This is a genomic window from Marinobacter alexandrii (assembly GCF_005871205.1).
In the GTDB taxonomy this organism is placed as follows: Bacteria; Pseudomonadota; Gammaproteobacteria; order Pseudomonadales; family Oleiphilaceae; genus Marinobacter; species Marinobacter alexandrii.
The window spans coordinates 738,781-757,316 of record NZ_SWKM01000011.1 but is presented as its reverse complement, the minus strand read 5'-3'; the positions used below and the strand labels follow the sequence as shown (position 1 = coordinate 757,316).

Annotated in this window: 19 protein-coding genes; 9 read left to right on the top strand and 10 right to left on the bottom strand. The window is 57.4% G+C overall.

Annotation, left to right across the window (positions count from 1 at the left end):
- Positions 1-155: 155 nt before the first annotated feature.
- The 3 genes from FCS96_RS03805 to FCS96_RS03795 all read right to left on the bottom strand — a co-directional run bounded on the left by FCS96_RS03805 (position 156) and on the right by FCS96_RS03795 (position 4,135).
- Positions 156-1,619: an ATP-binding protein gene (locus tag FCS96_RS03805; RefSeq protein WP_138438885.1), complete on the bottom strand. Its 1,464-nt coding sequence runs from the start codon at positions 1,617-1,619 to the stop codon at positions 156-158.
- A complete protein-coding gene (locus tag FCS96_RS03800) occupies positions 1,606-2,322 on the bottom strand; it encodes a response regulator (RefSeq protein WP_138438884.1) in 717 nt (238 codons plus the stop codon). Before FCS96_RS03800 ends, FCS96_RS03805 begins: the two co-directional genes overlap by 14 nt.
- Before the next feature lie 124 nt (positions 2,323-2,446).
- Complete coding sequence (locus FCS96_RS03795) at positions 2,447-4,135, bottom strand: HAD family hydrolase (RefSeq protein ID WP_138438883.1); 1,689 nt, start codon at positions 4,133-4,135, stop codon at positions 2,447-2,449.
- A 137-nt stretch (positions 4,136-4,272) separates the two neighbouring features.
- Here FCS96_RS03795 and FCS96_RS03790 point away from each other — a divergent pair, with 137 nt between their 5' ends.
- Together FCS96_RS03790 and FCS96_RS03785 are read left to right on the top strand one after the other, a co-directional pair.
- A complete protein-coding gene (locus FCS96_RS03790; RefSeq protein WP_138438882.1) occupies positions 4,273-5,124 on the top strand; it encodes a cytochrome c oxidase assembly protein in 852 nt (283 codons plus the stop codon).
- Positions 5,121-5,753: an SCO family protein gene (locus FCS96_RS03785; RefSeq protein ID WP_407658055.1), complete on the top strand. Its 633-nt coding sequence runs from the start codon at positions 5,121-5,123 to the stop codon at positions 5,751-5,753. The genes FCS96_RS03790 and FCS96_RS03785 overlap by 4 nt, the downstream gene beginning before the upstream one ends.
- 217 nt (positions 5,754-5,970) lie before the next feature.
- Here the strand turns inward: FCS96_RS03785 and FCS96_RS03780 are convergent, their stop codons facing one another.
- Positions 5,971-6,474: a DUF4175 domain-containing protein gene (locus FCS96_RS03780; RefSeq protein WP_138438881.1), complete on the bottom strand. Its 504-nt coding sequence runs from the start codon at positions 6,472-6,474 to the stop codon at positions 5,971-5,973.
- 261 nt (positions 6,475-6,735) lie between these two features.
- Between FCS96_RS03780 and cadR the strand changes: the two genes are divergently transcribed.
- Both cadR and FCS96_RS03770 read left to right on the top strand, forming a co-directional pair.
- On the top strand, positions 6,736-7,194 hold the full coding sequence (cadR, locus tag FCS96_RS03775; RefSeq protein WP_138438880.1) for a Cd(II)/Pb(II)-responsive transcriptional regulator: 459 nt from the start codon (positions 6,736-6,738) through the stop codon (positions 7,192-7,194).
- Between the two features lie 85 nt (positions 7,195-7,279).
- A complete protein-coding gene (locus FCS96_RS03770) occupies positions 7,280-7,933 on the top strand; it encodes a cation transporter (RefSeq protein ID WP_138438879.1) in 654 nt (217 codons plus the stop codon).
- On the opposite strand, the gene FCS96_RS03765 is transcribed toward FCS96_RS03770, so the two are convergent.
- Positions 7,930-8,847, bottom strand: coding sequence for an AEC family transporter (locus tag FCS96_RS03765; RefSeq protein WP_138438878.1), 918 nt, complete (start codon positions 8,845-8,847; stop codon positions 7,930-7,932). The genes FCS96_RS03770 and FCS96_RS03765 overlap by 4 nt on opposite strands.
- A gap of 362 nt (positions 8,848-9,209) precedes the next feature.
- Between FCS96_RS03765 and trhA the strand changes: the two genes are divergently transcribed.
- Together trhA and FCS96_RS03755 are read left to right on the top strand one after the other, a co-directional pair.
- Positions 9,210-9,911 carry a PAQR family membrane homeostasis protein TrhA gene (trhA, locus tag FCS96_RS03760; protein ID WP_228264011.1) on the top strand — a complete coding sequence of 234 codons (702 nt, stop codon included), beginning with the start codon at positions 9,210-9,212 and terminating at the stop codon, positions 9,909-9,911.
- 17 nt (positions 9,912-9,928) lie between these two features.
- On the top strand, positions 9,929-10,387 hold the full coding sequence (locus FCS96_RS03755; RefSeq protein WP_138439636.1) for an EVE domain-containing protein: 459 nt from the start codon (positions 9,929-9,931) through the stop codon (positions 10,385-10,387).
- Here FCS96_RS03755 and FCS96_RS03750 read toward each other — a convergent pair.
- On the bottom strand, positions 10,384-11,769 hold the full coding sequence (locus tag FCS96_RS03750; RefSeq protein WP_138438877.1) for a hypothetical protein: 1,386 nt from the start codon (positions 11,767-11,769) through the stop codon (positions 10,384-10,386). The two genes, FCS96_RS03755 and FCS96_RS03750, sit on opposite strands and share 4 nt — an antisense overlap.
- A gap of 219 nt (positions 11,770-11,988) precedes the next feature.
- Between FCS96_RS03750 and FCS96_RS03745 the strand changes: the two genes are divergently transcribed.
- Positions 11,989-12,804, top strand: coding sequence for an ion transporter (locus FCS96_RS03745; RefSeq protein WP_138438876.1), 816 nt, complete (start codon positions 11,989-11,991; stop codon positions 12,802-12,804).
- Between the two features lie 41 nt (positions 12,805-12,845).
- On the opposite strand, the gene FCS96_RS03740 is transcribed toward FCS96_RS03745, so the two are convergent.
- The 4 genes from FCS96_RS03740 to FCS96_RS03725 form a co-directional block, all read right to left on the bottom strand.
- On the bottom strand, positions 12,846-13,589 hold the full coding sequence (locus FCS96_RS03740; RefSeq protein ID WP_138438875.1) for a c-type cytochrome: 744 nt from the start codon (positions 13,587-13,589) through the stop codon (positions 12,846-12,848).
- Positions 13,590-13,636: 47 nt separating this feature from the next.
- Positions 13,637-14,386, bottom strand: a complete 750-nt coding sequence (locus FCS96_RS03735) for a copper resistance protein B (RefSeq protein WP_138438874.1) — start codon at positions 14,384-14,386, stop codon at positions 13,637-13,639.
- Positions 14,383-16,137: a copper resistance system multicopper oxidase gene (locus FCS96_RS03730; RefSeq protein ID WP_138438873.1), complete on the bottom strand. Its 1,755-nt coding sequence runs from the start codon at positions 16,135-16,137 to the stop codon at positions 14,383-14,385. Before FCS96_RS03730 ends, FCS96_RS03735 begins: the two co-directional genes overlap by 4 nt.
- A gap of 95 nt (positions 16,138-16,232) precedes the next feature.
- Positions 16,233-16,760: a cupredoxin domain-containing protein gene (locus tag FCS96_RS03725; RefSeq protein ID WP_138438872.1), complete on the bottom strand. Its 528-nt coding sequence runs from the start codon at positions 16,758-16,760 to the stop codon at positions 16,233-16,235.
- Between the two features lie 198 nt (positions 16,761-16,958).
- On the opposite strand from FCS96_RS03725, the gene FCS96_RS03720 reads away from it, so the two are divergent.
- Both FCS96_RS03720 and FCS96_RS03715 read left to right on the top strand, forming a co-directional pair.
- Positions 16,959-17,624, top strand: coding sequence for a response regulator transcription factor (locus FCS96_RS03720; RefSeq protein ID WP_138438871.1), 666 nt, complete (start codon positions 16,959-16,961; stop codon positions 17,622-17,624).
- Between the two features lie 100 nt (positions 17,625-17,724).
- Positions 17,725-18,501, top strand: coding sequence for an HpcH/HpaI aldolase family protein (locus tag FCS96_RS03715; protein WP_171040659.1), 777 nt, complete (start codon positions 17,725-17,727; stop codon positions 18,499-18,501).
- The last annotated feature ends 35 nt before the right edge of the window (positions 18,502-18,536 follow it).

Here is an 18,536-nt window from a genome sequence, read left to right as displayed (position 1 = left end):
TCCTTGTTGTTTTTGTCAGAGAAATCGAACCAGTCAACCACCGGTTCAAAAGCCAATGGTCAGACCAGAAGTCTATGACAAGGAGATCACAGAGAACGTATCAAACTGAAAAACCCATGTAACAAGGCTGTTACATGGGCTCTGGGGACGGAGGGTCAATGCCGCGGCAGGGCCAGAACCACGCGCAAACCACCTTCCATACGATTGCTGATGGTCAGATCACCGCCGTGATTCTGGGCAATATTGCGGGCGATTCCGAGGCCAAGACCGTGGCCCTGGCGACTGGCCTGATCAAGCCGGTAGTAGGGTTCGAAAATGCGCTGCAGCTCTGCTTCCGGAATACCCGGACCATGGTCGTCCACCCGGACAACCAGTTGCTCTGCCGAATCCTCAAGCTGGACCAGGGCCCGCTCACCGTACTTGATGGCATTATCCACCAGGTTTCCAAGGCACCGACTCAGGGCCAGTGGTTTGCCCCGATACAGCTGGCAACTGCCCTGGACTTTCAACCGCTCGTCACCATCGGCGCGGTATGCCTCCGCCATCCGCTCCAACATGCGCCGGATATCCACCGGCTCCACGTTTTCGTGAATGTCAGTGTCCTTGAGGGACTGCAAGGCACCTTTCACCAATAATTCCAGCTCCAACAAGTCCGCTTCCAGCCTCTCCCGCATAGGCTCATCATCAATCAGATCAATGCGCAGACGCAGGCGGGTAATCGGTGTTTTCAGATCGTGGGAGATGGCGCGAAACAACTGCTCCCGGTCACTGAGATAATTTTGCAGGCGCCGGCGCATGGTATTGAAGCTGCGAGTGACGGCGACGATCTCAGCGCTGCCCTGCTCTTTTAGCGACGGCTGGTCATCATCCAGGGGCAGATCACGAGTGGCCTTCGCCAGTTTCCGCAGTGGTCGCGTTTGTTGACGGATCAGCCAGGCCAGCACCGGAAACAGCAACCCGATCATCACCACCAGGAAAAACACCTGTTGCCCCGGAACACCCTCGTCTTCCAACGATACATAGGGCGCTGGCAGGGGCGATGCCAGATACAGCCAATCGTCCTCGGCCACTTCGATCTGCATCACAAGCACCGGCGGATTCAGCGGCTCAAGCATCAGTGAATAGTGTGCCCAAGACGGCGGCAAGGCGTCCAACGGCAACTCGGTGTTGAGGATGCGAAGGTCTTCCGGGTGCACAAAATCCACGTGCAGGTTGATGTCGTTGCCCAAACGACGGCGCAGTACCGACCGTACTTCCTCGGTGGCCAGCTCTTTCTGTTCGGTGTCCGGCAGAGGCGCCATGTCGATGCGCTTGTCATTCAGCGACACGAAAAACCGGGTTCCGCCCATGTTACGCAACTGGTCCAGCACGATGTGGCGATAGTCCAGAGGCAGGGAGTTGAAGAACTGAGCAGTAGCTGCGGCAGACTGCGCCAGATTCCGGGTGGTGACCACCAGCCCCTCAACCCGCTGGGCCTTGAAGGCGCCCACCCAGGCCATGCTGGAGATAACCTGGGCTGCCCCCATGGCCAGCAGAGTCAGCAGCAGCACCCGCCCCAACAGCGAAGAGGGTATCCAGCGCCGCGGGGTGTGCCAGATTGCAGACTCACTCGGCGGCATGACTTACCGTGGCCGCCAGCAGATACCCGGCACCACGCACCGTCTTGATCAGTTTCGGATCCTTGCCCTGGTCGCCCAACTTCTGCCGCAACCGGCTGACGGCAACGTCGACCACCCGGTCCAGGGGCGTGGATTCGCGGCCACGGGTAACGCCGGAAATGGTGTCCCGGTCCAGAATCTCGTTCGGATGGCTGAGAAACAGCTGCAGCAGGGCATAATCAGCACCGGAAACACTCACCTTGCCGCCCTGATCGTCAATCAGCTCGTGAGTGAGGGTGTCCAGGCGCCAGCGGTCGAACACCACGTATCTCGGATTATCGACCCGGGCAAACTGAGCCCGGCGCAACAGTGCCTTGATCCGGGCCTGCAGTTCCCGGGCACTAAACGGTTTGGCCAGGTAATCATCGGCGCCGATCTCGAGCCCGACCACCCGGTCGGTCTCATCGGAACTGGCAGTGAGCATGATGATAGGCACCTGGGAATGTTCACGAACCTCCCGGCACAAAGTGAAACCATCGTCTCCGGGCATCATCACGTCCAGGACGATCAGGTCAATCACGTAGGTTTTGAGATGCGCCCGCATCTGATCACCGTCTTCCGCGGTGTGGATGTCGTAGCCAACCCGGGACAGGTGCTCGTGCAGGAGTTCCCGAATGGAGGCGTCATCATCAACCACGAGAATCGATGCTTTGGTGTCGGTCATGGTCTGGTCGTTTGTTGTTGTCGTTGGGGTGTGCGCTACCTTAGCAGATCTGCACTTCGGTTGGTCTGACTTTCGGCCCGAGAGTGCCGCCGGATAAGGGCTCTGCCGTTCTTAGGAGCCCGGTTTAGGGAGGTCCGATCTCGCAGGCCAGCACCAGCGCCCAGAATTCCGAAAAGTCATTCACCACCACATCGGGCTTATCGGGGTGTTTATGAGTACCGGGAAAGATGCGGTTAAGCCAAGGCTGATCCCACTGGGCCCCGTTGAAAAACACCGAGGTCATGCCGGCCCGTTTCGCCGCGATCACATCGGTGGTGCTGTCACCCACGTACCAGACGCTGGGATCGGGCGGATAATCCAGCTTCTGCACCGCCAGCAGCAGCTGGTCAGGATGCGGTTTGCGCAGCGGGGTGTCGTCACCACAAACATCGACATCAAACAGGTGAGTCCACCCGGTCTCCTCCACGGCCGCCAGCTCGTGCTCAAAAAACTCCCGATCGCGATTGGTAATGACGCCGACCTGCCTGTGCAGTCGACGCAATCCTTCCAGCACGTCCCGTACCTTGGGCTCAAACGCCTTCACCGTTCCGAAATGAGTGCGGTAGTGAAAGTTGAACGCCTGGTGGGCAACCTGCTTGGCTTCCTGATCGTCACCAAACAGCACCTCGAAAATATCCGTTCGGGAGATCTTCCGGTCCGCCTTTACCTTCGGATGCAGGCGCGCGAACTCACGCACGTAGGCCACCAACCGAGCGTCTTCCGGAGTTTTACTGTCCTCCGGGGAGACCATACGATCCATCAGGTCCAGCTTGTGGAAATCCGGCAGCATGTCATCGACGGCGTGGTACATGGCATCCAGGGTATCCACCAGGGTGGCATGCCAGTCGAACAGCACCACCGACGGCCGGATGAGTTTGACCACCGCCGGATGCCAGTCGGCCTCCACCCGGGGCTCCGGCCGCGCAGGTGGTGGAAATGGCCTTGGTCGCACCTCTGCCGGCGACTGGCGGAAGGCCTCGGGATGACTGCGTTCCAGCAGGGCAAGCAAGTCCAGCAGATCCTCGAAACTGTCGAGAATGGCTGACGGTGCATCGCGGAAGGAGAACCAGCTGTCGATGCGCTGTGGCTCCCAACAGGCGCCGTTGTAAAACACCCCGGCGACTCCGGCACGGTTGGCGGTCAGCATGTCGACGTAGCTGTCACCAACATACCAGGCGCGTCCGTCTGCCGGCAGCCCCAGCTTTTCCAGGGTCTTGAGAATCACTTCCGGGTCGGGCTTGTACTCGGTGACGTCGTCGGCGCACACGGTGGCATCGAACAGATGCTGCCAGCGGCCCTCGTCCACGGTAACCAGTTCCTTGTCGAGAAACTCCCGATTCCGGTTGGTGGAAACCGCCAGTTTGATGCCCATGGCCCTGAGCGCCGACAAGTACTCGTATGCCCCCGGCTGGAACGGTTTCACCTTGCCGAAATAACGACGATAGGCCTCGTTGTAGGCTTTGTGGGCAATCAGCTTGGCGTCGCGGTCTTCGCCGAAGATAGCGTTGAAAATATCGGTTCGGGAGACCCGGCGTTCGGCCAGAATCCGTGGGTGCAGGCGGCGGAAGATGCGGATATAGCGAACCAACCGGGCATCGTCCGGGGTCCGGCATTTCGCCTCGGGCAGCAGCCGCTCCACCAGGTTCAGGTCTTCCAGTTGCGGCAGCATGTCCTCCATGGCGCTGAACATGGCATCGTGGGTGTCTACCAACGTGCCGTGCCAGTCAAAGATCAATACCGAAGGTGCCGCGATGGAATCGCTGAATCGGGCCATACACTCTCTCCGTCAAGAACTGTCTGAACCGACCTTGAAATCCGTCCCCATGACGGTAAGACTCGGAGGGCTCTGACAAAAAAGATAACCCGTGCCAGGGAAACTTGCACACTACTCGCTCACTAAGAGTGCGATCTATGTCTGCCGCCGGCTATTTACTGCCCTACGATTTTTCGCCACTGACCGTGTTCAGCTTCGCGGCCGTGCTGGGCCTGTATGGTATAGCCCTGCTCCGGATGCCGGCAGCGGATCGTCCCGGCCCGATTCGCATTGTCACCTTCGTGCTCGGAGTGATGCTCTGTTACGCGGTGATGCAGACCCGGTTCGATTACTATTCCCAGTACATGTTCTTCGTGCACCGGGGCCAGCACCTCATTCTTCACCACCTGGGGCCCATCCTGATTGCCTTGTCCAATCCCCTGCCCATTGCCCGCTACTGGTATGGCTTCGCCGGTCCCGGCAGCCGCCGCCTGCTTGCACCACTGGGCTGGCTGTACCGGCTGCTGCAACAACCGGCCATTGCTGCGTTTCTGTTTGTCGGCCTGATTTTTTTCTGGCTCTGGCCGCCGATCCATTTCGACGCCATGCTCAGCCGGCAACTGTACTGGCTGATGAACTGGAGCATGCTGCTCGATGGCCTGCTGTTCTGGTGGCTGATTCTGGATTCGCGTTCACCGGCGTTCAGTAATGCGCTTGGCTATGGCAAACGCATTCTGTTGCTGGCGCTGGTGGCGATACCGCAGATGATTTTAGGGGCGTGGATCGTGTTCTCCCGGGGTATGGTGTACGACGTGTACGAGGTCTGTGGCCGGGCCTGGCCCATGCCGCCGGAAACCGACCAACTGCTGGGCGGACTGCTGACCTGGATTCCGCCAGCGATGATGAGCATCGTCGGTATCCTGATCATTCTGCGCCGGGCCATGCATGAGGACGGAGGCCACTCCAGTCGCCAATCTCGCCAACCGATAACAGAAGGATCAGCCCCATGATGCCACTGCGTCTACCCCTGGCCCGGCTCCGCCCTGCCGCCCTGTTCGTGCTGGTGTGGTCGCTCTCGCTGATTCTGACCGGCTGCCTGGGCGACGAGGAGAATTGGCACGGCAAGGACATCAGCGGGCTGATGCCGGAGCTGGAGTTCACCCTGACCGGCACCTCCGGCAACCCGGTGACCGAAACCGACTCGGCGGGCCAGATCCGCCTGGTTTATTTTGGTTTCACCTCCTGTCCGGACGTTTGCCCAGCCACCCTGAGTGGTTTGCGCGCCGCGATAAAGCAAATGCCTGACGATCTGCAGGGAGAAGTCACCACCCTGTTTGTCAGTGTTGACCCAAACCGGGACACCCCGGAACGCATCGCCAGTTACGTCAACTTCTTCGGCCAGGGCGTGGTAGGGCTGACCGGTGAGGAAGCCACCCTGCGGGCATTCACCAAGCGCTACCGCACCACTTTCGGCTATGACCAACCGGATGCCGAGGGCAACTACCAGGTCTCCCACAGCGCGGCGGTGTATGTGTTCGATGGTGACGGCGATGCCCGCCTGTTACTCAGGCCCGGTCTGACAACCGAGCAGATCACTGAAGACCTGACGGCGCTTGCCGCCGAGCCTGCGCCGTCCTGACAATCGCAGGACAGATCTCCAGCCGCTGCCGGCGCAGCTGGAGTCATGGCCAATGACCACCGTAGTGTGGTTCAAGCGCGACCTTCGCACCCGCGATCATGATCCGCTGGCAGCCGCAAGGGCCCGGTTCAGAAACGACCACTGGCACCCCAAAAACCTGAAGCCGAGGCCGACCAGCTCTCCCTGTTCGACTAACGCCCACGCGCATAAAGCACGTTTATTCCTCATACCTTTGCCGCTCGTGCCGGAGCATCTGTTCCATCATGAGTTGCATCTGGTTCATGCGGTCTTCCATCCCCCGCATACGCTGCTCGACGTTCGGGCTCTCGGAACTGTTGGAACGATTACCGGCACCAGGCTGGCTGTTCATCATGCCCTGTCTCTGGTCATCGTTCATCATGCCGCGGCCGCCGCCCATCATTCCGGGCCCCATCCCCCCAGGCCCCATCATGCCCTGATGCATCAAGTCCATTTGCTCTCTCATAGCCTCCCGATGCTCCTCCATTAAACGGGCTCGCTCTTCCTGTGAGCCAACCTCGGGGACTTGTCGCATCATGTTGTCCATTCTCGTCCAGTTCCGATGCATCTGCTCCATCTGCTGCGGGCTCATCATCATGCCGGGACCGTGCCCCGATGATGGCCCTTCACTGCCATGGGCAAAGGCCCAAACCGGAGCCACCGCCAGGAGACCAAAAGCCAAAAACCTTTTAATGAATATCATCAGAAACTCCTCCAGTATCGCTGTTGTAGTCTTTAACCATTAGACGCCAAAATACTGAATTGGAGCTGAAGTTTTACCCCAGACTGAAGCAGGTTTGATCTGTATCAATTGCGGCCGGTTCGGGCGGCGGCGAGTTGCCCGAGCAAGCACTTCCCTATGCCGTTATTGTCCTGTCCACCCGGGAAAGCTATGGTGAACGTGCAGCGCTCCTGAAAAAGGAGAATCACGCTTTCAAACCACGAAACCTCGACCGGACGTGCTATGAAAATCGGCGACATTTCCAAACGTGCCAACATCCCAGTTGAAACCGTTCGATACTATGAAAAGATTGGCCTGCTTCCGGAACCCGACCGCACCACCAGCGGCTACCGGTCCTATCGCCAAGCCCACCTCGATCGTCTTCTGTTCATCAAGCGCTGCCGAAACCTGGATATGGCGCAGAACGAAATTCGCGAATTGATCCTTCTGGCCGAAAACCCAGAGGCGGACTGCAGTGGCGTGGATGCCTTGCTGGCACGACACCTCCACCATGTCCGCGAACGTCGGCGGGAGCTTGCCAGCCTGGAACAAACCCTGGAAAAGCTCCAACAAGCCTGCACGGAAGGCCGGACAGTCCAGGAATGCGGCATTCTTGACGGCCTTTCGACAGAGTTTGACGCCCTCGAAACCTCCAACAAACCTAACCATGTGCCTGGCACCCACGGTCAGGGCCATAGCTGAGTACGGGTTCCTCAGCAATTTCCATTGACTCTGTAGCAACTACAGGGTTTTAACTGGATCAAAATTTCATCAGGAGGTTTTCACCATGGCGTGTAGCTGCCCTGCGCCCGAATCCAGCTCCCCCGCACCCGGCTTCCGCCGGGCCCTGTGGATTGCGCTCTGGATTAACCTGGCCATGTTTTTGGTTGAGGGCTGGGCCAGTTTCCAATCCGGCTCGGTATCGCTGATGGCCGACGCCATCGACTTCTTTGGCGACAGCGCCAACTACGTGCTGTCGCTAAGCGTATTGTCCATGGGGCTGGCCTGGCGCGGGCGGGCGGCCATGATCAAGGGCCTGACCATGGCGGCGTTCGGCTTGGTGGTTTGGCTGCGCGCCATTTGGGTCGCCCAGAGCGGACTGACGCCGGAACCCCTGACCATGGGCGCAGTCGGTTTTCTTGCCCTGATCGCCAACGTGGCCGTAGCTCTGATGTTGTTCCGGTTTCGGAGCGGTGATTCAGATATGCGTTCGGTCTGGCTGTGCAGCCGCAACGACGCCATCGGTAATGTCGCGGTGATGGTCGCCGCCCTGGGTGTGTTCGGCACGGGCACCGCATGGCCGGACCTGGCGGTGGCCGGCATCATGGGCACCCTGGCGATGACGTCGGGCATCAGCGTGGTGCGTCACGCTCGCAGCGACATCGCCAACGCTCGCAGCGCCAGCCCTCAACCGGCACCCGCGGGCACCGGCAGCCATTAAAACGCCAGCGAAATCATCACCGGGATAAAGGCGAGCGCGAACAGGGTGGTGAGCAACACGGTGCCCGCCGCCTGCCTGGGCGAGGTTTCAAGCATGGTGGCAATGACCACGGTGTTGGCCGCAATCGGGGTAACGGAAATCAGGAATATCGCCTGGTGCACTGCCGGCTGATAGATGCCCAGCAGGTTGGCATCCAACCACCAGAACAGCACCGCCACCGCGGGCCAGACGACAAACTTGCCGAAGAACGCCAGCCCGGTGAAACGGATATTGCCCGCCAGGCCCCGGAAACTGGTGATGCTCATGCCGATAATCATCATCCCCAGAATGCTGTAGGCGCCCCGTAGATTATCGAACAGCGGCTGGAACAGGTCCGGGATACGGATACCGGACAGGTTCAGCAGCACAGCCGCCAGGAAGGCGTACACCGACGGCAACTTCACCACCCGCCATAAGGCCGATTTCAAGTCATGCCGGCCACGGGCCGCCAGGTAAAAGCCCACGGAGTTTTCAAACAGGGTGGTGCCTAGCATGCACACGATGTAGAGCCCGAGGCCCTCCTCGCCAAACAGCAGCAATGCCACCGGCACCCCGAAATAGCCGGTGTTGCCCGATCCAACGCATAAAGGTATGAGGCTGGCGCTGCCATCGGTGATCACCCGCTTCGCCAGTTTCAACTGCAAAACACCGAGCACACAGGACATGGTGAAGATCAGGAACGGCAGGAAAATGACTTCTGGGGACAGCGGTGCCGCCATCACCCCGGAAAACACCACCGATGGCGTGACGATGTACAGCATGATGCCGGCTATGTGTTTGCCGCTGGCCTCCAGGTAGCGCCCCGCCAACCAGCCGAGTGCGACCGTCACATAAAGGGGAATAAGCTTGAAAAACAACGCCAGCGCAGCAGCCATGAACGCTCCGGACAGGAACTATTTATAGGACCAGGTTATAGGGCCAAGTTGTAGGGCCAAGCCGGCAAGTGTAACCAGAAATGCATCAGCAATAAAAAGGGCAACAAGGAGAACCCTGCTGCCCAACAATGCTTAACGCTCAACACTTTCAGTGATTTCGAAGCGGGCCGAGAAACTGCCGGCGCCTTCGAAGTGTCTATATCTACGAAAGTCCTGAAACTATCGGATCAGCCTGGATGCAGATTTTTTAGTTGTGCCATTCAATTTCCGTTGCAATGATCACAAAATGTTCACCTGGGAAGTTTGCGTACACCTGTACGCTCAAGTATTTTAACGCCATGTCGACCAACGGATTTTTTACCATGACCTCCGAGGAATCCTCGAAAAAACGCACCACAGACTTTGCCACCGAGGCCCCCGAAGCCACCGTGCACCAGCGCGTTGAAGAATGGCTGAACAGTGCCACCCATGGCCTGGGCGCGATCCTGAGCGTGATCGGCACCGTTGCCCTGATTGTCGGCGCTAGCCAGCTCGGCGACGTCTGGAAACTGGTCAGTTTCGCTATATTTGGCGCCTCCCTCATACTCCTTTACGTGGCATCGGCGCTGTACCACGGCGCCCGCCATCCGAAACTGAAAAGCGCCTTCAAAACCCTGGATCATTGCGCCATTTTCCTGCTGATTGCCGGCACCTACACGCCGTTTTTGCTGGTGAACATGCGGGGCACCGTCGGCTGGACGCTGTTTGCGGTGATTTGGTCACTGGCGCTGACCGGCGTGGTTCTCAAGGTGATTTTCAAGAATCGCTTCAAACTGGCTCGCGTCGGGATCTATATCGCCATGGGCTGGCTGATCACGTTCGCCTCGTCAGATCTGGTCGCCAATCTGAGCGAAACCGCACTGAATCTCACCATTGCCGGTGGCCTGGCCTACACTGTCGGCGTGGTGTTTTATCTGGCCGACCGCATCCCCTACATGCATGCCATTTGGCACCTGTTCGTGATCGGTGGCAGCGCCTGCCATTTCAGCGCGATATACTTTGGCGTTCTACCTCACGTGACCTGATGGGTGATGAATACAAGATGGCGAAGTGGTTGGTAAAATCGGAACCCTCTGAATGCGGCATCGAAGATTTTGTACTGTCTGCCGGTCAGTCGATCCCGTGGGACGGGGTGCGTAACTACCAGGCCAGGAACTTCCTGGCCCAGATGAGTGAGGGTGACGACGTCTTTCTGTACCACTCCAGCTGTGCTCAGATTGGCATTGCAGGCGTTGTCACCGTGGTGCGCGGCGCCTACCCCGACCCCACTCAGTTTCAGCCGGATTCCCCCTATTACGACCCCAAGAGCACACTCGAGAAACCCCGCTGGCAAGCCGTGAACCTGGCCCTGGTGCGCAAACTGCCGCGCCTGATCCCCCTACAGGAAATCAAGACCTTACCCGGGCTGGAGGAGCTGCCCCTGCTACGCAAGGGCAGCCGCCTCTCGGTGATGCCAGTGAGCGAGGAAGAGTGGCAGATTATCCGGGGCCATGCCGGCTAATTCTGGCTAACCGCCACCGGTTCCTCATCCCGCTCATCATGAGGAATCGGATCCGGGCTTCTATCCCAACCTACCAGCGCAATGGTTGCCAGCACGCCAATCAACAGGCCGATCCAGGGCTCGAAGAACGCCAGCGCCGCCCCAATCAGCACCACCGTGCCCCGTGAGGCATTGTCTCGTGGAATCGCCATGGCGATGTACGCGCAGGCAAAGCCGGTTAACACCAGCGTCAGTGATAAAGCCACGCCCAGCAAGGGCTTGAGCCCGGTTAGCAGCGGCAGCAGGAAGAAAATAAAGGGCAAGCCCATCAGGTAGTAAGAAGCCAGCCCACTGTGCAAGCTACCCATCGCCTTCGGCCCCTGTTTCCAGCGCTGCACCACAATCACGTGCACACCGGTCCAGACTGCGCCCTGAGTGGGAAAGAACGGCGCCACTATAGCCATAATGGCGTTGCGGATTGCCAGCGAAAAATGCGAACGGTTCAGGTTGATATCAACGTGTTCGTCCTTGCGCGCATGCAGGCCGTCCCGCAATACCTCATTGCCGGTAACCAGGTCACCAAACAGGATAATGTAAGCAATCAGCGCCAGCGGGACACTCTGGATAATCATCTCCTGAGACGGCCAGCCAATCATTAGCGGTGATACCTTGGCCAGGGCGTCGCCCAGAGGCGGCACCAGGATTCCCCACTGGATATCGAAGCTGACTTCACCTGCCAGCGGACCAACCACCGCTGCCACCAGAAAGCCGGGCAGCAAACCCAGCGCCCCAAGCATGAAGAAGAAGCGGTTGCGTTCTTTCAGTTTCTGCATCGGCACCGAGAAGGTGAAGATCAGGCAAATGGCGCAGGCGAGCCCGGTGGCAATCGGCTGTTCCAGTAGAAAGCGCTCGGCATCGTCGACAAATACCCGCTTGAGCGCCGCAATGGCGGCGCCAAGGATAATACCTGCCTTGAGGGTGTCCGGTAGCCAGACCACAAATCGCCGGCCCAATCCAGTGATCCCCAGAAACAAAACCAGCCCTGCGAACACAAGGCTCAGCGCAGTCATCGCCTGGAACCGGCTGACCGGGTCTTCGTAGCCGCCAATGACGAAAGCAAGAATCAACGGTAACGCAGGTGTTATCCAGCCGCCGGCGTAGGGTTCGCCAAAGACAATCACCGCTGATGCAATCAATGAGGCATGAATCATCGACAGCGCCACCGCTTCCTCAAAGCTCAGGCCGAAGAATGCAGTCATGACCGGGATCAGCGCCATACCGGTGGCGGCAGAGACAAACAGCCCCTGCAAGAATTCAGGCCAGCACAGGCGCGTGTGATAAAAAGGCAGGCGAAAGGTGAACGGCCCCCAGCGCCAGCCGGGCAACTCAGGTCTCTCTGACATGGGAATTAACTCGCTTATGGTTTTTTTGTTTGTGCTTTGAGTATGGAAAGCGTTTCCATATTCCGCGAATCAATATTCCTGATCCTGCTGAATAAGCGAGGTTTATTGCCTTTGAGAAATTGATTTCCGCCGGACCTGACGGGAATTCAGGCTATCCAATCCCGCCGCCGCCCTTTAAAATTTCGCCCTTTCGTGAATTATCTGGAGTTGATGCCTGCCATGTCATCCGAATTAAGCCCGTCCTCAGCGTCCGAGCAACTGCGCCGGATTGAGTCCAGCAAGCTATTTCAGGGCATTGTCATTGCCATCATCATCCTGTCGGCGCTGACCATCGGGGCCAAGACCTACGACCTGCCGCCGCTGGTGGAACAAGGGCTGACCGGGATGGACAACGCCATCACCGCGTTCTTCCTGATCGAAATTCTGTTCCGCTTTGCCGCCTGTCCGACCAAGCGCCGTTTCCTAATGGACGGCTGGAACCTGTTCGACACCATCGTGGTTATCGGCAGCCTGATCCCGTTAGACAATTCCGACGCGGTTCTGCTGGGCCGATTGCTGCGGGTATTCCGGGTGCTGCGCCTGGTGTCGGTGGTGCCGGAGCTGCGTTTCCTGATCAATTCGCTGCTGAAGGCAATTCCGCGCATGGGCTACATCGCCCTGCTGATGTTCATCATCTTCTACATCTACGCGGCCATGGGCGCCATCTTCTTCGCCAGCGTCGACCCTGATCTCTGGGGCGATGTTGCCATCGCCATGCTGACACTGTTCCGGGTTGCCACCTTTGAGGACTGGACCGACATCATGTATGCCACCATGGAGCCCTACCCGCTCAGTTGGCTGTACTATCTGACGTTCATCTTCCTGACGGCCTTCGTGTTCCTGAACATGATGATCGGTGCGATTCTGGAGGTGATGAGCGAGGAACAGAATGCCCAAGAGGCCCAGAAGGCACACGCTGAGCGGGACGAGATCGTTAAGCAGCTCCATAACGTCCAGCATAAGCTGGACGAACTGACAGCAAAACTGGAGCGGTAGACGGTCGCGGGATACACCGCGACCTCGGGTAGCGGCCCCTCTTAATGACTGTGGCCATCCGCGTAATGATCATCGGCCTTGGGCTCACTCGCCGCTTTTGGCTCTTTTTCACTGTGATGGCCCGAGGCCTCAGACTGGCTGGCACTATCCTGCCCAGACATGGCGTGGTGGCCTGGCGCACCGTGTGAGGATTCGCCCTGCGATGACTCGCCCATCATCATCATGCCATCCATGTTGCCGTGGTCATGATCATGGCCGTCGTCCGCCTTTGCCTGGACACCGGGTTCAGGCTGAACCAATCGTGTGTATTCCGCCTCTGAGAGACTGGGTAAGCGCTGGATAAATGCCGTGATTTCCCAGAGGTCCTTATCATCATGAGTGACACCCCACGCGGGCATACCCGTCATCTTTATACCGTTTTTGATGATCCAGAACTGCTCTCCCGGGCCGAAGGGTCCCGCTTCCGTCAGCGACGGTGGCGTTGGATTAAGCCCCTGTCTGAGTAGCGTATCTTCCAGGCCTGGTTTCAGGTGACAGGCAACGCAAAGCTGGTCATATCCCCGGGCTCCCTGGCGGATCATCTCTTCGCTGGCCAGATTGCTCGGCACATCGACCTCTGAGCCCCGCGCTTCCACCGAGTTTTTCATCGTCGTGTGAAGCGCCCACTTACCCAAAGAGCTGTGCTCATCCATCGCAGTCACGTTGTAGACGCCACTGTGAATGAAAGCGAAGCCGCTCAACGCCAGCACCACACCCAAGACAAAAATACTGTACAAGATGCGCATTTCTCACTCCCGTTTGGTTGTATCTGCATTATCTTGAATGCACTTCATTAAAAGGAAAGTCTGGCACCAAGCACCGCGAACCAGCTTTCGGCATCGCCGCCCTCTGCTCGCACAAAGTCCTCTGAATCCCCATATTTACGCTCATGAACCACTCCGATATAGGGAGAGAACGAGCGGTCGATCAGGTCATAGCTTAACCTTAGCCCTGTTTCAGTGGACACCAGACCCTTGCCAACGCCAATTTCGCGATCCTCACTAAAGGCCACCGTCGCATCAAGCGCGGCCGCAAGAATCAACCGATTGGTCAGCAAGAGCTCGTACTCAGCATCCAGCTCTGCCGAGGTGTCCCCCTCCTCACTGACGTAGAGATTCGCGTCAATTTCAAACCATTGCGGGGCAAGTCCGGTGATCCCGACAACCCCGTATGTGCGGTCGGGACCTTCCGGCGTATCGAACCGTACCCCGGCCTTGGCATCGAAAAAGTCAGATACAGGCATTTGGCCAACCAACTGATTCTCCAGCTTTTCATAGGCCTGCTCGTCAACGGCATATTCACCTTTTGTAAGCCAGCGGACTTTCAGATCGTCGGTGCCGTAGAAGATATCCCCGTCCCAGGATCCCAATTCTTCGTCATCATCGCTGTAGCGGTATTCAAACTCTTCAAACTGAACCCCCCAAATCTTGAGTGGCATTTTTCGTGCGGTGGTGTCGTCCATCCGCTCTTGGGCAAAACTCATGGCTGGCATAAGGCCCAGGCCCAACACAACGAACGCTATCAGTGAGATACCACGACTCATGCCTCACCTCCTGCTTTTTCGGTGTCCGCTTCAGCAGCCTGGGCGCTCTCCGGGCCGCCCTCAACGATAACCTTACGGAACATACCGGCTGCAGCGTGGTAAGACAGATGGCAATGGAATGCCCATTGACCAGGCTCATCCACCTCGGTTTCCATATATACCGTAGTGCCTGGCTGAACACTGATGGTGTGCTTGACGGGGTTAAACTGACCCGCACCAACGTCCAGCATCGACCACATGCCGTGCAGATGCATGGGATGCGTCATCATCGTCTCATTGACGAATTTGAACCGAACCCGCTCACCGTATTGCAGCCGAATAGGATCCGCATCCTCGTATTTGACCCCATTGATGCTCCAGGTGTAGCGCTCCATATTGCCCGTCAGACGCAGCTCGATTTCCCGAGTGGCTTCGCGTTCATCGTACAAAGGCTTTTGCGCTTTCAGATCGGCATAAGACAGGAATTTTCCGCCATTGGCTGCTGTTGGAACCAGGCCACTACCCTCGGCGTAGAACGGATCGCTGGCGCCACCTGCCGACATTTCTGAGCCGTGACCCATGGCTGAGTGATCCATGCCCTTCATTCCAGAACGATCCATGTCTTGCATGCCAGCATGGTCCATGCCCTTCATCTCGGAATGGTCCATTTCGCCCATTGTGGAATGGTCCATGCTTTCCATGCCTTCCATACCGCTATGATCCATACCGTGCATTCCGCCCATGTCTGCCATCGTCAACCTTGCAGGCTTGCTCAGTTCAGGCACAGGAGCCTCCATGCCGTCCCTCGGCGCCAACGTTGCCCTCGCGTAGCCGGAGCGCCCCATGGACTCCGCAAAAATCGTATAGGCCTTCTCGTCTCTTGGTCTCACAATCACATCGTAGGTTTCGGCCACACCGATACGGAACTCATCCACACTAACGGGCTGGACATTGTTGCCGTCTGCCTGCACAACGGTCATATCCAGGCCGGGTATCCGAACATCAAAATAGGTCATGGCTGACGAGTTAATAAAACGCAGGCGAATCCGTTCACCCGGCTGAAAAAGTCCCGTCCAGTTCTGGTCTGGCCCCTTGCCATTAATGAGGCCGGTAAAACCCTGCAGGTCCTCAACGTCGGCTTTCATCATGCGCATGCCGCCCCAAGCCAGGCGATCCTTAACGGTATTCATGAAGCCCTGAGCGGAAACGTCCGAAAAGAATTCGCCAACTGTTTGCTGCTCACGGTTGTAATAGTCCGGCATCATTTTCAGATTCCGCATGATGCGATCACCCGAGTGCGGGTGTTTATCTGTTAGCTGGACCACGTACTCACGGTCGTACCGGAAGGGTTCACGCCCTTCAGGCTCGATAACAATGGCACCGTAGGCGCCATCGGGCTCCTGGAAACCCGAATGACTGTGGAACCAGTAGGTACCGGATTGAGTGATGGGGAAGTTATAGGTGAAGGTTTGCCCCGGCTTGATTCCCGGGAAGCTGATACCCGGCACACCGTCCTGTTCAAACGGGAGGATTAATCCATGCCAATGGATGGAGGTCATCTCCTCCAGGTTATTGGTTACATTGATTGAAACCTTCTCGCCTTCCTTGAAGCGAAGCACCGGGCCGGGGGATTTTCCGTTATAGCCAATTCCTGTTTTAACAAAATCCCCGGTATCAATTTCGACTCGGTCAACCGTCAGGTTGTACTCTCCCGCCAACCCGATGACGGGCAGCAGCAGGCTTAAGGCACCTGCCAGAAAGGCCGTTTTCATGAATCTCTACTCCCAACTACTCAGTTATCGTTGTGACCGCACAGGATGCCAATCAGCGACTGGCATTCCACACCCTATAAAGCTGTAAAGGACGATCAGTTAAAGTTTACGTCGCCGTACATGCCAGCCTGGTAGTGCCCTGGAACATTACAGGCGAACTCAATGTCGCCGGAACCCGTGAATTTCCAGACGACTTCCCTGCTCCCGCCAGGCTCCAGCAACATGCTGTTCGGATCGTCCTGCTTCATGGAGTGGCCATTACCCATTTCCATCATGCCTCGATTCAGTGTGCCGCCCTGGATGACCCCGTGTTGAACCAACATCGTCATTTCCGCCTGCCTGGCCTCGTGCATGTCAGGCGTACCGATATTAAACTCATGCACCAGACTGCCTTTGTTCGAAACCACCAAACGCACCGTTTCACCGGCTTTAACGTCAATAGACTCGGGCTCGTAATAATTATCATGCATATTAATGTTAATAGTTCGGGTGGCCTCAGAAGCTTCACCCGGCTTACCGCCTGACACGCCGTGACCATGGCCGCCCTGGTGAGACCCGGCTCCCATGGCGATCGTTGCAACGGACATAGCCAATGTGGCAATTACGATTCTTGGTGCGCTCATCAATACGTCTCCTGGCATTTGACTTATAAAAAGATGGCTACTTGCTCGGTAGATGAGCGCTTAGCGGGTACGATAGGCACCATCGCCTATCAAACTGAATCCTTTCTGAAAATGACAAACAATTAACGATTCAGACTCGATTCAGCTTAATTGGCGGCACTCACGCGGATACAAACAGCACTGTGAAGGAAGTAAGCGATGAGATTATTGCTGGTCGAAGATGATCGTTTGCTGGCTGAGGGTCTATCCGGCCAGCTCGAAAAAGCGGGCTTCAGCGTGGACACCACGCGAACAGCCAGAGAAGCGATTGCCCTGGGCCAGCAAGAAGACTACCGGATTGGCATTCTGGACCTGGGCTTGCCAGACGGAAACGGCTTGAACGTGCTTCGACAGTGGCGGATAAACAATACCAACTTCCCTGTCCTGATCCTCACTGCGCGTGGTGACTGGCAAGACAAGGTAAACGGCCTGAAAGCGGGTGCCGACGATTACCTCGCCAAACCCTTTCAAACAGAAGAACTGATCGCCAGGCTGAATGCCATTGTGCGGCGAAGTGAAGGACGAGTGCAGTCCTCTGTAAAAGCGGGCTCCTACGAACTGGACGAAAATCGCCAAACCCTGAAAATGCATGATGGTACCGAGCGCAGCCTGACCGGCACCGAGTTCCGTTTACTTCGTTGCCTGATGAGCCGCCCAGGCCATGTGTTTTCGAAGGAACAGCTCATGGAGCAGCTCTACAACCTGAATGACAGCCCGAGTGACAATGTTATCGAGGCCTATATTCGCCGCCTCAGAAAGCTGGTTGGCGCTGACGCTATAGCAACACGACGCGGCCAGGGATATCTGTTTGATGACACCCATTAGAAAGCCTCCAACCACATAAGCCTTGATTAACAAGTCAAAAATCGACTACTCTTATTTGCGAACATTTCTCATTTAGATTCGCATTAAAGGGAATTTGGTTTTGCTTACACCCAATCACGCGCGCCGAACGATCTCCGAGGGCCGGGCTGCCTACGGCCTGCTAAACGCCGTACCTACACCATGGATGGTCGAAATGATCGGCTATGCCGGCTATGACTTTGTCATATTAGATACCGAGCACATGTCGACCAACCCTGAGTCTCTAGAGCACATGATCCGCGCCGCAGAGTGTGCTGCCATTACGCCACTGGTTCGGGTACCCGGGGTTGACTACGCGTCGATTACTCGGGCGCTGGACTCCGGCGCCCAAGGCATTGTTGTTCCCCGGGTTCGCACGGCTCAAGAAGCTCGCGACGTAGTCCAGATGGCCCGTTACGCGCCGATGGGACAGCGCGGCATCACAGGCGGGCGAACCACAGGTTTCGGCACACTTCCACTGAAAGACTACCTCCACCAGGCCAACCAGGAGGTCCTCGTTGTGCTCATGATCGAGGATCTGGAGGGCCTGGAAAACCGGGACGCGATTATGAGCGTTCCCGGCGTGGATTGGGTATTGCCCGGCGCTGTGGATCTATCGCAGTCCCTGGGTTGTCCCGGCGAGCCGCTTCATCCGAAAGTCACCGAGGCAATTGATGCGCTTGCGCGCAGCTGCCGCGGTCTCCCGGTGGAGTTCTGCGCATTGCCCCGAACTCCAGACCAATTGAACGAATGGCATGAGCGGGGAACACGAGTCTTTCTCCTGGGAGAAGACCGCAGCCTCCTTTTCCGACACCTTAAATCCCATCTCGCCTCGAGTCGCTCTGGCTCCGCTCGCTGATCACCCTGGAATATCCCTTTTGCCGTCAGACAAGA